This window comes from Paracraurococcus ruber (assembly GCF_004353985.1).
Classification (GTDB): Bacteria; Pseudomonadota; Alphaproteobacteria; order Acetobacterales; family Acetobacteraceae; genus Paracraurococcus; species Paracraurococcus ruber.
Genome location: NZ_SMOA01000167.1, coordinates 1 through 12,783, shown reverse-complemented (window position 1 = coordinate 12,783; position 12,783 = coordinate 1). Strand labels below are relative to the sequence as shown.

Genomic DNA, 12,783 nt, shown 5'->3' with positions numbered 1-12,783 from the left:
CCGAGCCCTGCAGCCAGCCGCGCAGACGTTCAAACAGGGCATCCCGGCCCTGCAGGGTGAAGCTGCGGGTGAAAGGGCTGAGCAGTTCGGTTTCCTGCTGGCCCTGGGCGGTGAAGCCGGGGCTGCCAGCCTCACCTGTGGCCGGCTTGGTCCAGAACTCGCTGGTGTAGGTACGCAGCACGAGCCAGGGCCGGCCTGGGTCGAGCACGGTGTTGCCATCGCCCACGATCTGGACGATCAGGTTGCCGTGGCCTGTCGGGCTGGCGTTTTGCGCGGCCTGCATGCACAGGCATTCTCAGTGCGGCTGCCGAAAGCGGGCAAAACCATTCGCCGGCTGACACCGTGACGTGTGCTGCGCAGCGCCTGTCATCATCTTGGCCACACCCTGTTCGGGTCAACCTGCGGCGGGATACCTGCGGTTGCCGCCGCTAACCCTGCTCGGTCTCGGCCAGGAATCGGCCGAGCACCGCAATAGTGGGGCGGCAGGTTTGGTCCGTCGTAATCCTCCTTCCCGCAACGGTGCCGCCGCTGCCGCATTTGCCGGGATGGCAGTGGCCTACAGGGGCGAAGCCCTCAGTTCCGGGCCGAGGCTGCATGCAGGATCCTCCGCGGTCGTACCAGGGGCCCCCGAGCAGCACCCCAGGTTCCGACCTCGTCCCTGCCCCATGGACGCGCTCTGTTCACGTTGTTTGTAGACCCGCAAACCTGTTTACATGTAGACCGGCAATCAGGGGAGCCGGCAAACAGCTATGGAAGTCCTTGTCATCGCGTCACAGAAAGGCGGCGCCGGGAAGACCACCCTCGCCGTCCACCTCGCCACTGAAGCCGCTAGCAGCCGCCGCGTGTTGCTGATGGACGTGGATCCGCAGGGCTCGGCCATAGAGTGGGCGCAGCGCCGCGGCGACGCCGCCCCGGACGTTTCGGCGATCCACCCGGCCACCATCGCCCGCGAGGTGGAGCGGGCCCGGGCCGAGGGCTACGAGCTGGTGGTGATCGACACCGCGCCGCATGCCGACAGCGCCGCGCTGCAGGCCGCCCGGCTGGCCGACTTGGTCGTTATCCCCTGCCGCCCCGCCACCTTCGACTTGGCCGCTATTGGTGCCACCCTCGACCTGTGTAAACTGGCAAACAAGCAAGCCGTCGTGATCCTGAACGCCGCCCCGATTCGCAGCCGGGTCACGACCGAGGCGGCCGAGGCGGTGGCGGAGCGCGGCGGCAAGGTCTCCGCGGTGGTGGTGCATCAGCGAGTCGCCTACCAGCATTGCCTCATCGACGGCCGGACCGCCGGAGAGTTCGAGCCGAACGGTGCCGCCGCAAACGAGATAACCGCGTTGCTGGCAGACCTGAAATCGAGCAAGTCCGCAGCCCCGCAACCCGAAAAACTGACAAACTTGAAAGCGAGTAAACCTGTAAACACGTCTGCTAAGAAGCCTGTAAAGCAGAAAGTCGAGGTTACCTGACATGGCCGTCCGCCCGTCGCTGAACAGCCGCCCGCCTGCCCGGGCAGCCGCCCCGGAACCCGCGCCCACCGCCGCGCCCCCTCCCCCACCGCCGGCCGAGGCCCGCCGGGCGCCAGTCTCCACCGTCCCGGGCTACCGACCGCCCCGGCGCCAGGGAAAGCGCGCCGCCGTCGCCTGGCTGGAGCCGGAGGCAGTGAAGCAGCTGGGCATCATGGCGATCGAGGGCGACACCACCGTACAGGACCTGCTCGTCGAGGCGGTCAACGACCTGTTCGCCAAGCACGGCAGGCCACGGTTCGACGCAGTAGACTAGCTTACCGGCAACCCGGCAAACACGTTTGCTGGGAGCTGAGCAACCCGGTAAGCCGGCCAACCCGTTTGCTTGTGTGCCTGAAAGCAGGGTTGCTGGCAGCCATGTACGCCAGCAACCCTGCAGCTTTGTCAGCCGGCAGACCGACTTGCGGGTGGGGGCTGTGCTCCATCCCGTCCTGCGGATAGCGCGGGTAGTAGGGCTGTGGTGTGGCGATACCGCCTAGCACCGCACCGCCTAGGACGCCGAAGCCGGCGTCGGTGCTAATGCTGGTGAGCGGGCTGATCGTCGCCGGTTCGGCCTGGATGGATATCCAGTGGCCCATCATCAGGTGGTCCCGGTGCCGCGGCTGACGCCCGGCGTGTGGGCGGCCAGCCCGGTGCCCGCTCGCCCGCTATCGCGTTTTACTCTTCCGCGCCCGGGTGGGGATAGAACTTCCGCCCCCGGGCAGTTCGACTGCGACCAGCCGCGGTGACACGGGAGGCGGCGAGGGGTGCAGGATCAGGCCCTCATCGGCGACCTCGACTCGGGCTTCCGGGTAGGCGTTCACAGCCGGCGCCAGCGCCCGGCAGAACTCCCGCTTGAAGACCCGCAGCTGCTCATAGGAGCTGGCGCCACCGAACTGCTCGCGCAGCGCCGCCCACCGCACCGGTGTGGGCTTGTCGAGGGTGTGCAGGCGGTAGGCCAGCCAGATATAGACGTCGAGAGAGACGCTTCGGTCGGTGAGCTGGCGCAGCGCAGCCTCGCGCAGCGGGACCGGATGCTTCCGCAGCGCCTCGTAGAAGGTTTCGTCTAAGACCACCCGGTCTTCCCATAGCGAGGCTTGGCGGTCGTCGTCTGTGCGGATGTGGAAGCGTAAGCCCGATCGGACAAAGCCGCCCTTCTCATAGCCGGCAGCCGCTTCCCCATCCCAGTCGAAGCGCAGGTGGCAGGCGGCAATGCGGGCGGCCTGCTCGCGCAGCGTCTTGCCTGTTTGCCCTCCCCAGGAAAGCCCCATGCGCTGCAGCCAGTCCCGCATGGACCGGCCGAGCTCGACTTCGCGCGAGCCGGTACGGACCGCCTGCGTTTGGAGGTAGAGCAGGATCATGCGGGCCCGGGCGCCATAGGGCACGCCAACGAAGGTGGAGGGCGACCCCTTCAACCGGCCCGGCTCGACCAGCAGCGTGACCCTGTGACCCCGCTTCTCCCACGGGGCATCGTCGGGCAGACGCTTGTGCGGCAACGCGGTCAGACAGAAGCCAGAGTAAGTGATGCCGATCCGGCCGGCCTCGTCGGCCATCACCTCGGCTGCGATGTCCACCAGCTTCCGCTTCTCGGGCTCGACCATTGCCCGGGCCTGCTGGCGCCCATGGACCAGGACTAGGTGCCGCACTCCCTGGTCGGCGTCTTCGGCCATGCCCGCCTCCATCAACGGTGCCGACCATCGGTGCAGGCGCAGGTCACCGTCAACGGGGACATAACTTCCGCACGCTAGTCGAAAACTAATAGAGACAAACTAGTAGAGTGTGGAAGTTCATGCCCCGGGATAACCCGGATTCGCGGAAGTTTTGTCCCCACCCGGCGGAAGCTCGGTCCCCGGGATAACCCGACGGCCTGAGGATGGCCGAGGGGTGGAAGTTAAGGCCCCATCCAGGCGAATCGGAGTGGCGGCCCACCAAATGGCAGGCGCAAATTATGTCCCCACCCCCCCAGCGTGACGTATCGGTAGCGCACAGACGGGTGGGGTGGAAGTTCTGTCCCCAATTTGGGCGAGTTGGGCCCAGGGTCCGCGGGGTGGGGCGGAAGTTCTGTCCCCACTCGCGTCGTGAAGGACCCATGCGGCGCCGGAGAGGGCCCCCATATCGCTGCGCTTCGCCCAGCTCGTCCAATGTCGGTATAGGCGTGACCCGAAGGCGACATCGCTGCTCGGGAAGCTGGCGGGAGCCCTCTGCGCTGGAGGTTCACTCGCCGAACAGCAGCGCGGGGGGTCAAGGCAGCGGTAGGAGAGCGCCTCGGGCGGCGCATACTTCAGTGATCCCTGAAGCGTCGTACAGCAAGTCCAATTCCAGCAGGCCTCTCCCGCCGCGCCATGCAAATCACACTCCATAGGTCCGCTCGGCGGCCAAGTCGTCGCAAAGGTCGAGGCGGAAGTAGCCCGTTTCAAATGGTCCGGTCCGAGAAAGACCTTCGGGACAGCAAGGCCGCTGCCCCGAATGACCGTGGCCTTGCTCTCAGGTGATGCCGGCCCGGCGGTAGGCCTTGCCGACCATGTAGGCGACCCCCTCCGGTCCCACCTGCGTCGTGTGCTGGCACCCCGCCGCGATCTCGCAATGCTCGCCGGCCCGGAAGGTCTCCGGTTTGTTGTCGCGGGTGACGGTGATCTCGCCGCTCAGGACCATGATCCGTGCATCGAAATCGTGTGCATGCAGATCCTCGGACGAGCAGGGCTTCTGCCCGCCATGCACCACCTCGAAACCCTCCCGGCGCAGATCGCTCTCGAAAGCCTCGCGGGTGGGGGGCCCGGAACGCCGCCGCCCCGAGAGCAGCGCCACGCCTTCAGGACCCACATGCTCCGCATGCATGCAGCCCATCGGGACCTCGAAGCAATCTCCCGCACGGAAGGTGGCTGGCGTGTTGTCGCGGGTGATCGTGATCTCGCCGCCCAGGACTAGGGCCCTGGCGTCGAAATCGTGGCAGTGATTGGCCGCCACGAGATTTGGCTTCAAACCGCTGTTGACCACCCGATAACCGTCGCGGCGCAGGTCCGCTTCGAATTCCCCCCGGTCCATCGTCTCTGCTCCTTGCCTGGACCGGCCACCTGTGCGCTATGGAGGACATGCTGTCAACTTTAGAGAACGAGGTGAGCGTCCGAACGGGTCTCGCCGTCAAGCGGCACCGCGAGGCGGCCGGGTACAGCCTGCGGACGCTGGCCGCACGCAGCGGCGTCTCACCCTCGATGATCTCGGACATCGAGCGTGGCGCGAAATCGCCAACCGTCGTGACCGTGGTGCGGCTCGCCCGGGCGCTGGAGGTCACCGTCGCCGCCCTGGTTGACGGGGATGCTGGCCTGGCGCCGCGCATCTGCATCCTGCGTCGTGGCCAGGGCAGGAACGGTGACCACCCCGCGCCCTGGCAAAGCCTGGGACCCGCGCTCCCCGGCAGCCGGATCGATTTCGTGCGTTACAAAATCCCGCCGTCGACCACCTTGGGCACCGCAGCCGGCCACCCGGCCGGTACGGTCGAACATGTGCACGTGGCCAGCGGCACGATCCGGGTCACGGTCGGCGACGAACAGGCCGAGCTCGTCGCGGGCGACAGCTGCAGCTGTCGCACCGACGTCCCACATGCCGTCGAAAACCCCGACCCGTCGGCTGAAGCGCTGATCTACCTGATCGTCGAGCGGGGCTGATCCTGCAGCCTCGTCGCCCTCTCGTATCGTCGTGATCGTTGGCCCCGGCTGGGCCATGCGCTTGCCGTGCCGGTGCGGAGGGCCGTACAGGACCTGCGGCGCTGCAGGCGCTGCCACGGCCAAGCAGGCCAACATCCGTACCTGCGCCAGGGCGAGCCGTCCCCGCCGCACAGGATGGGCGAGGGGACAGGCCATCGCTGGACCAGGCGCCTCGGTCACGCGGCATGTTACCGCGTAACACTCTGGCCGGATGACCGAGACCGTCCCATCCCACTCCGTCCGCTTCCAATCCTGCGCAGAGGGCGTCCACGACGCGGGCCGGACCTATCGCCTGTCTCCCGGCGCAGACATCCGGGCCGCAATGAAGCGCGCCGCATTTGCCGCCGTCCCGAAGGCCGAGAGCTGGACGCTGCGGCTCTTCACCCTTGAGCGGACCGCCGCGGGGGAGCAGGTTGAGGCTGGTCATGACCGGCGGAATTGGTTCAGCTGAGGCGCAGCGTCTCCAGCTCCCCGAATCATCGAACCGTACCAAGTCGCTTGCGAACTATGGGGCTTTCAGGCGGCTGCTCGGCTGAGCTGGTCTTCCGCCTGGACCCACGGAGACGACTGCATGAGGCTGAGCAGTCACGCCAAGAGCCAAGCTAGCCAGGCACACAGCAGACCGGAGATTGTGGCTGGAATTGGCCAAATAACCTGACAATGCCTGCCCTACACCAACCAACGCCGCCCATCTCATAAGACTGTTTCTAATTCGCGCGCATCGCCCGGATACTGTCCACGTGTAACACAGCGTGCCTCCAGCGCGCTGTGTGAGTGACCGCACAGATCTGAGGCTCGTACCGCAAAGAGCATCTTTGGACAGGTGCGCCGCGCTGGCGCCCTCTGGCATGCTGCCGTGCAGGGCAGGAGAGCACTGCAATGTCGGACGGTCTGGACAAGGTGCCCCTCACCGCGGCCATCGCCGGTCTACGTCGGCAGATCAGGGAGGCTGCGGAGCAGGCGAGCAAGCTCCCACCCGGGGAGCGCTTTCGCATTACCGGCGTGGAGCTCGAGCTGACCGTTGTCGCCGAAGACGCTGCGAGCACCGGCGGTGAAGTCGGCTGGTGGGTGTTCAAGGCCAAGGTGCGGATTCCGCTGAAGTCGGCCACCGATTCCGACGTCATGTCGGCCGGCCATTCCGATTGATGTCGGCCGGGGTGGCTGCTCGCCCGAGGGCTATTGGTTGTCTCCGTCAGTCGGGTGGTCCGGGTCAAGCCTCAACCGGTTTCGCCGGCCGCTTCCGGCGCAGGCTGTCGCCGCGCAGCTGGATGCGGTGGGCGTTGTGGACCAGGCGATCGAGGATGGCGTCGGCCAGGGTCGGGTTGCCGATCAGGTCGTGCCAGCGGTCGACCGGCACCTGGCTGGTGATCAGCGTGGCGCCGCGACCGTAGCGGTCCTCGACCAGTTCCAGCAGGTCGCGCTGCTGCTCCGGCCCGAGCGGCTCGAGGCCCCAGTCATCGAGGATCAGCAGCTTGACCGCACCGAGGGTGCGCATCAGCCGGGCATGCCGGCCATCGCCACGGGCTAGGCCGAGATCAGCGAACAGCCGCGGCACCCGTTGGTAGAGTACCGAATGGTTGTCGCGGCAGGCCTTCTGGCCGAGGGCGCAGGCCAACCAGCTTTTGCCGACCCCGGTCGGCCCCTCGATGATCAGGTTCTCCCGCGCCTCGATCCAGCCGCCCAAGGCCAGCTTCTGGAACAGCGCGCGGTCGAGGCCGCGGCTGCTCCGCCAATCGATGTCCTCGACGCTGGCCTGGTGGCGCAGCTTGGCGAACCGCAGCCTTGCCTTGAGCCGGCGGTCGTGCCGCTCGGCGATCTCGCGGTCGAGCAGCAGGCCGAGCCATTCGGCCGGTGCCAGCTCGCCGCCCTGGGCATTGGCGGCGAGATCCTCGAAAGCCCGCGCCATGCCGGCCAGGCCGAGCTGGCGCAGCTGGTCGAGGGTGGGGTGGGTCAGCATGGGCTGTCTCTCCTCAGTGGTAGTAGCCGGAGCCCCGAATGTTCGGGTGCAGCAGCGGCAGCTCCTCGCCGTCCCGCGCCGGCCGTGCGGCGGCCTGGCGGTCGAGGCCGTGCTGCAGGATCGATTGGACCGAGCCGTAGGACCGGGCGCCGATCTCGATGCCGCGGGCGCAGGCCGCCTCCAGCCGGTCCTGTCCGTAAGTTCGCAGCAGCCGCAGGATGCCGAGGCAGGCGCGGAACCCCTGCTCGGGATGCGGCCGGCTCTCGAGGATCAGGGCGGCCAGCGCCGCGGTGGCGGGGCCGATGGCGGCGGCCTCGCGGCCGATCCGCTCGATCGTCCACTCGGCATGGCGCCGGTGCGCCTGCGGCATGTGCTCGGGCAGCGTGGTGTGCCGGCCGCGCAGCCCGCCGCGGATGTGGACTGCGACGCGCTCGCCCTTGTGGAACAGCTCCACCGTCCGGGCGGTCAGCCGGGCCTCGACCTGCTGGCGCAGCAACCGGTGCGGCGCCGAGTAGTAGTGGCCCTCGACATCGACATGATAGTCGAGCCCGACCCGGCGGATGCGCCATTCGGCATAGACGAAGGGCTCGGCCGGCAGCGCCGCTAATGCCGGCCGGTCCAGTTCCTCGAACAGCTGCCGCCGGCTGACCCCGAGCCGGCGCATCGGCCGCGCGTTCAGGTCGGCCAGCAGCGCGGCGATGGCCGCGTTCAGCGCCGCCAGCGAGGCGAACCGCTGATGCCGCAAGCGGGCCAGGATCCAGCGCTCCACCACCAGCACGCCGGCCTCGACCTTGGCCTTGTCGCGCGGCCGGCGGACCCGCGCCGGCAGGATGGCGGTGCCGTAGTGGGCGGCCAGGTCGCGGTAGGTCGGGTTCAGCCCGGGTTCATACCAGTTGGCCCGCAGCACCCCGGCGCGCAGGTTGTCGGGGACGACCTGCCGCGGCACGCCGCCGAGGAACTCCAGTGTCCGGACATGCGCGCCGATCCAGTCCGGCAGGCTCTGGGTCCACACCGCCTCGGCGTAGGTGTAGCTCGACGCCCCCAGCACCGCGACGAACACCTGCGCCGTGCGCACCTCGCCGGTGGTCGGGTCGACCACCTCCACCGTCTGCCCGGCGAAGTCGACGAACAGCCGCTCCCCGGCCGGGTGGACCTGCCGCATGGTCGGCGACAGCCGGCCCTCCCAGGCCCGGTAGAGCTCGCACCAGCGGCTGTACTGGTAGCCGCCCGGCGTGGTGGCCCGGTACTCGTCCCACAGCAGCATCAGCGTCACGCCGGGCCGGCGCAGCTCCCGGTGCACCTCCACCCAGTCGGGCTCAGCCTTGCGCCGCTGTCCGGCCGGCGCCCCGCCGCCGGCGAACAGCAGCGCCTCCAGTGCCCCGTCGGTCAGCGTCGTGGGCAGCGGCCAGGCCAAGCCCGCCGCGGCCACCCGGTCCAGGCAAAGCCGTACCGTGCTGCGCGCGACGTCAACCGAGCGGGCAATCGCCCGGTCGGAGGCCCCCGCCTCGTATTTTAGCCGCAGGATCTCTCGCACTCGTCGCATCGACACTCTCTCGGCCGGCATCCCGTCCCCCCCCTCGCGCAGCACGCGAAGGAGGACCGGGCCCGCCCAAGGGTCGAGCAACACCCCACCCCCGCTGGGGGTGGCCGACTTCAGATCGGAATGGCCGACTTCATCCCGGAATCGCCGGCCGACTTCAAATCGGAATCAGTGGCCGACATGCTCCGGAATCCGCAGCCAAGGCCGACATCGCCGCCAAAGACGCTGTGACGCACAAGGTGAAGCTCACTCTGAACGTCGGCGACGTCCAAGTAGGCGCTGCCACCAGGACCGCCTGAGGGAAGACCGGTGCCGGACGCCGGCCGCGTCGTCGAGGTCAAGGGCGCCTCCGAGGGCAGCGGCTATCTGGTCGGCCCAGGGCTGGTCCTGACAGCTTGGCACGTCGTCTGGCCGAAGGATGGTGGACCTCCGCCCGAGGAGATCCGTGTCCGCATCTTGCGCGACTACCTCGCGGCCAAGGGGAACGACCGGCTCAGGACCCGGCCCGCGCGGGTGGTTTGGCCGCGGGCCGAACCCGGCCGAGACCACGATTTCGCCCTGCTGCAGATGACCGATGGCCCAACTGGCCCGGGCGACGACGCGGTGCCCTGGGCCGACCTTCCCGCCTCAGGCGAGGTCCACGTCGAGACGCTGGGGTTTCCCGACCTGGCCATCGTCGAGGGTGGCGTATTGGAAGGCGGGGGAGAGGAGCCCGTGCGGCGGCGCGAGACACGCGCGGCAGCGGGCACGGTGCTGGCGGGCAGCGGCCTGACGGAACGCGAGGCGCACAGCCGGGGCACATTCGAGATTGCGCTCCGGCCCGAAGCCCTGCCGGACGGGCCAGCCATCGGCTGGGAAGGCATGTCTGGCGCCGCGGTGTTCGCCGGCACTGGCCTGGTCGGGGTCGTGCGGGACGCCGCCGAGGCGCGCTCATCGCTGCACAAGCTCAAGGCGCTACCGGTTGGGCGGCTGTTCCGGCAGGCCGACGTGCGCGAGGCACTCGCCCAGGCGGGCCTCGCTGCGCCACCGCGGGCCGAGCCGCTGGTGGACGTGGCCGAAGCCCTGCGGCTCATGACGACGCTGCGGATGCGGCGCGGCTACGTCCCAATAACGGACGAGGAGGTGGCGAAGCGGCCGACAGCGCTCGTTGTCGCTGACTACGGCGTCGTCCCCTACGATGACAGTCGCGGGCTGCTGGGCGCACTCGGGGACGGGCGCAAGGATACCTTGCTCGGCTGGGCGACATCGGGCGGTGGCAAATCGGTGCGGCTGATGCACGCGGCGGGCGGGCGCGGCAAGACGCGCCTGGCGCTTGAAGCCGTTACGCGCCTCAATGGCGATCTCGGCTTCGCGTGGCAGGCCGGCCTGGTCCGGCATGCGCAGCTTGGCGCGGCGCTGGACGTTGGAGGAGGGCCGCTGGCCGGGCTGCTGGAGCGGCGTGGTGCGAGCGGCGTCTTCCTCGCCATTGATTACGCGGAGGCCAAGTCAGATCAGGTGCGCCGGCTCGCGGAGGTGCTGGCGGAAGCGCCACTCGGCGGCCCGATCCGCGTCCTGCTGCTTGCCAGGACCGACGCATGGTGGGCGGGCTGCCTCGATGCGATCGGCACCGTGGCGCGCGGCGCGTTTGATGAGGAGCCGGTGGCCGCCGCCGGCACTGTGTTCGCGGCGCCGGACCGGGCTCGCCTGTTCGAGGCCGCCTGCGCCGCCTTTGCAGACCGGCTGAGTGCGGCGCCGCGGGAGCCGGGCGCGCCGCCGCTCGCAGCAGCAGACTGGCAATTCCGGGCGGCGGATCCGGGTCGGGACGGGAGCCCGCTCGACCTCTCACTGCGCGCCTACCTGCGGGTGCGCGGCGTCGGCGTGGCCGATTCACCGCTGGCTACTATGGCCCACGAGGAGCGGCTCCACGTGCGCCGGGCACTGCGTCACGAACTGGCATCGGAGCCGCGTGAGCCGGTGGTGGCGCTGGCGGCCCGGTCCGCGGCGGCCCTGACGCTGCTCCAAGGCCTGGCGTCGGGGGAAGGTGAAGACGCGCTGACCCGGTTGGTCGGACTGACGGCGGGGCTCGCCGGCCGGCACGCGGAGCCGCGGGAGCGGGACGCAGTCGTAGGGGCGTTGCTCGCCGTCTACAGCACAAAATCAGGGGCGGTGTTGCCGATCCTGCCTGACCTAGTGGGCGAGCAGGCGGTGGGCGAGGCGCTATCCGACGCGCCTGCGCTGCTGCCGGCGGTGCTCGACGCCTTCCCTGAGCACCGCACGCGCGCGCTGACTGTGCTGAACCGCATCACACGGCGGGCGGAAGGGAGGGCGCCGGTGCACGACGCGAAGGTGGCGGGACCCTCGCAAGCGGCACTGCGCGCGGCGCTCGGCCCCCGCTTGGTCGCGCCCGGCTTTGCAGATGCGCTGGTCGCGGCAGCGCTGGCCGAAGAGGGTGAGATCCAGGAGGCCGCGCTGGCGGCGCTCGCAGGATTGGACGGTGGTGCGCGTGGGGCAGCGGCACGGGTGATCATGGGCGCTGCGGCGAGGCTGGTCAGCTTCAGTGTGCCACCTGTGCGACTGCGCGGTTTCCTCGGCGCGGTGGCCTGGAACGCGGCGGATTCGCCATCGGATGGCAGCGAGGCAGCCTCCGAGGAGCGGGCCCGACTTGCAACCACACGTAGCGTGTTCCTAGTCCATGCCGGCCTGCGGCGCGAGGCGTTGGCAGCGGCCGAGGAAGCGGCGGGGCTCTACCGCGAGCTCGCGGTGGGCAGCCCCGACGCCTTCCGCCCCGCCCTCGCCAATGCGCTCACCATCCTTGGGGTTGGGCTCTCCAACCTCGGCCGGCGCGAGGAGGCGCTGGCGGCGGCCAAGGAGTCGGTGCAGCTCTCCCGCAATTTGGCGGCGGACAGCCCCGACGCCTTCCGCCCCGCCCTCGCCAATGCGCTCACCAACCTCGCGCTCGGGCTCTCTGCCCTTGGTCGGCGCGAGACGGCGCTGGCGGCGGCGGAGGAGGCGGCGCGGCTCTACCGCGAGCTGGCTGAGGACGACCCCGACGCTTTCCGCCCCGACCTCGCCATGGCGCTCACCAACCTTGGGCCCAGGCTCTCCGATCTGGGCCGGCGCGAGGAGGCGCTGGCGGCGACTGAGGAGGCGGCGCGGCTCTACCGCGAGCTGGCAGCGGGCAGCCCCGACGCCTTCCGCCCCAACCTCGCCATGACGCTCACCAACCTTGGGTTCGGGCTCTCCGAACTCGATCGGCGCGAGGAGGCGCTCGCGGCAGCAGAGGAAGCTGCGGGGCTCTACCGCGAGCTGGCGGCGGGCAACCCTGAAGCCTTCAGCCCCAACCTCGCCGGTGCACTCACCAACCTAGAACTCAGGCTTTCCGAACTCGACCGGCGCGAGGAGGCACTGGCGGCAGCGGAAGAGGCAGCGTGGCTCTACCGTGAGCTGGCAGCGGGCAATCCCGACGCCTTCCGCCCCCACCTCGCCATGACGCTCAACATACTTGGGCTCGGGCTTTCTAATCTCGACCGACGCGAGGCAGGGCTGGCGGCGACCGAGGAGGCGGTGCGACTCTACCGCGAGTTGGCGGCGGCCAGCCCCGACACCTTCCGCCCCGCCCTCGCTCGCTCACTGAGCATTCAAGGAGCAATCCTCGGTGACCAGGACCCTGCTGGAGCTCTGCGGTCGTTCGAGGCGGCACTCCGTGCTCTGTCTGGACCGTTCCTGGCCGACCCTGAAGCCTTCGCGCAACTCATGCAGCATCTCCGTGGCATGTACCTTGGTGCCTGCAAGACTGCGGCACGCGAGCCCGATGAGGAATTGCTTGCACCGCTTGCGGCGGCACTCGAGGACCCAGTCCAGGGCATAGTGGAAAGCCGATCAAGGTCGCGAGCTTCGAAGCAGGGAGACTGGTCACCTTACCGAGCAGCTCCCTGCAATTCATCTCACCTCTGATAAGGTTGCTTTATCAGAGGTGAAAAGCGCTTGCCGCAATTGGCGCAAGCTGCTGAATTCCCTGTACGTCCGAGCTTGCCCCGCTCACCGGGGCCGGGGTGGCCCGCGCCGCCACCTATGCCCGCCAGGCACTGTCGCCGGCGACGCTCGCCGCCT

Annotated in this window: 11 protein-coding genes; 6 read left to right on the top strand and 5 right to left on the bottom strand. The window is 69.2% G+C overall.

Going from position 1 to position 12,783, the window contains the following annotated elements:
- On the bottom strand, positions 1-283 hold a 283-nt coding region (locus E2C05_RS22190), incomplete at its 3' end, for a hypothetical protein (RefSeq protein WP_133221831.1).
- Positions 284-749: 466 nt separating this feature from the next.
- Between E2C05_RS22190 and parA the strand changes: the two genes are divergently transcribed.
- Together parA and E2C05_RS22180 are read left to right on the top strand one after the other, a co-directional pair.
- The gene (gene parA, locus E2C05_RS22185) at positions 750-1,460 is read left to right on the top strand and encodes a ParA family partition ATPase (protein ID WP_200305371.1); all 711 of its coding nucleotides are present in this window, start codon (positions 750-752) and stop codon (positions 1,458-1,460) included.
- Between the two features lies 1 nt (position 1,461).
- On the top strand, positions 1,462-1,773 hold the full coding sequence (locus E2C05_RS22180; protein ID WP_133221830.1) for a ribbon-helix-helix domain-containing protein: 312 nt from the start codon (positions 1,462-1,464) through the stop codon (positions 1,771-1,773).
- Positions 1,774-2,164: 391 nt separating this feature from the next.
- Here E2C05_RS22180 and E2C05_RS22175 read toward each other — a convergent pair whose 3' ends face one another.
- Both E2C05_RS22175 and E2C05_RS22170 read right to left on the bottom strand, forming a co-directional pair.
- Complete coding sequence (locus E2C05_RS22175) at positions 2,165-3,166, bottom strand: replication protein RepA (RefSeq protein WP_133221829.1); 1,002 nt, start codon at positions 3,164-3,166, stop codon at positions 2,165-2,167.
- A gap of 814 nt (positions 3,167-3,980) precedes the next feature.
- A complete protein-coding gene (locus E2C05_RS22170; protein ID WP_133221828.1) occupies positions 3,981-4,538 on the bottom strand; it encodes a cupin domain-containing protein in 558 nt (185 codons plus the stop codon).
- 38 nt (positions 4,539-4,576) lie between these two features.
- On the opposite strand from E2C05_RS22170, the gene E2C05_RS22165 reads away from it, so the two are divergent.
- From E2C05_RS22165 to E2C05_RS22160, 3 genes are all read left to right on the top strand, one after another.
- Positions 4,577-5,158 carry a helix-turn-helix domain-containing protein gene (locus tag E2C05_RS22165; RefSeq protein ID WP_133221827.1) on the top strand — a complete coding sequence of 194 codons (582 nt, stop codon included), beginning with the start codon at positions 4,577-4,579 and terminating at the stop codon, positions 5,156-5,158.
- A 250-nt stretch (positions 5,159-5,408) separates the two neighbouring features.
- Entirely contained in the window at positions 5,409-5,648 is a 240-nt protein-coding gene (locus E2C05_RS34275; RefSeq protein ID WP_205082970.1) for a hypothetical protein, read from the top strand.
- A 428-nt stretch (positions 5,649-6,076) separates the two neighbouring features.
- Positions 6,077-6,343, top strand: coding sequence for a trypco2 family protein (locus E2C05_RS22160; RefSeq protein WP_133221826.1), 267 nt, complete (start codon positions 6,077-6,079; stop codon positions 6,341-6,343).
- Positions 6,344-6,407: 64 nt separating this feature from the next.
- Here the strand turns inward: E2C05_RS22160 and istB are convergent, their stop codons facing one another.
- Together istB and istA are read right to left on the bottom strand one after the other, a co-directional pair.
- Positions 6,408-7,154 (bottom strand): IS21-like element helper ATPase IstB, encoded by a 747-nt coding sequence (istB, locus tag E2C05_RS22155; RefSeq protein WP_133221825.1) that lies wholly within the window; start codon positions 7,152-7,154, stop codon positions 6,408-6,410.
- A 13-nt stretch (positions 7,155-7,167) separates the two neighbouring features.
- Entirely contained in the window at positions 7,168-8,697 is a 1,530-nt protein-coding gene (gene istA, locus E2C05_RS22150; RefSeq protein ID WP_192912504.1) for an IS21 family transposase, read from the bottom strand.
- A gap of 306 nt (positions 8,698-9,003) precedes the next feature.
- Here istA and E2C05_RS22145 point away from each other — a divergent pair, with 306 nt between their 5' ends.
- Positions 9,004-12,627 (top strand): S1 family peptidase, encoded by a 3,624-nt coding sequence (locus tag E2C05_RS22145; RefSeq protein WP_133221823.1) that lies wholly within the window; start codon positions 9,004-9,006, stop codon positions 12,625-12,627.
- Positions 12,628-12,783 lie beyond the last annotated feature (156 nt).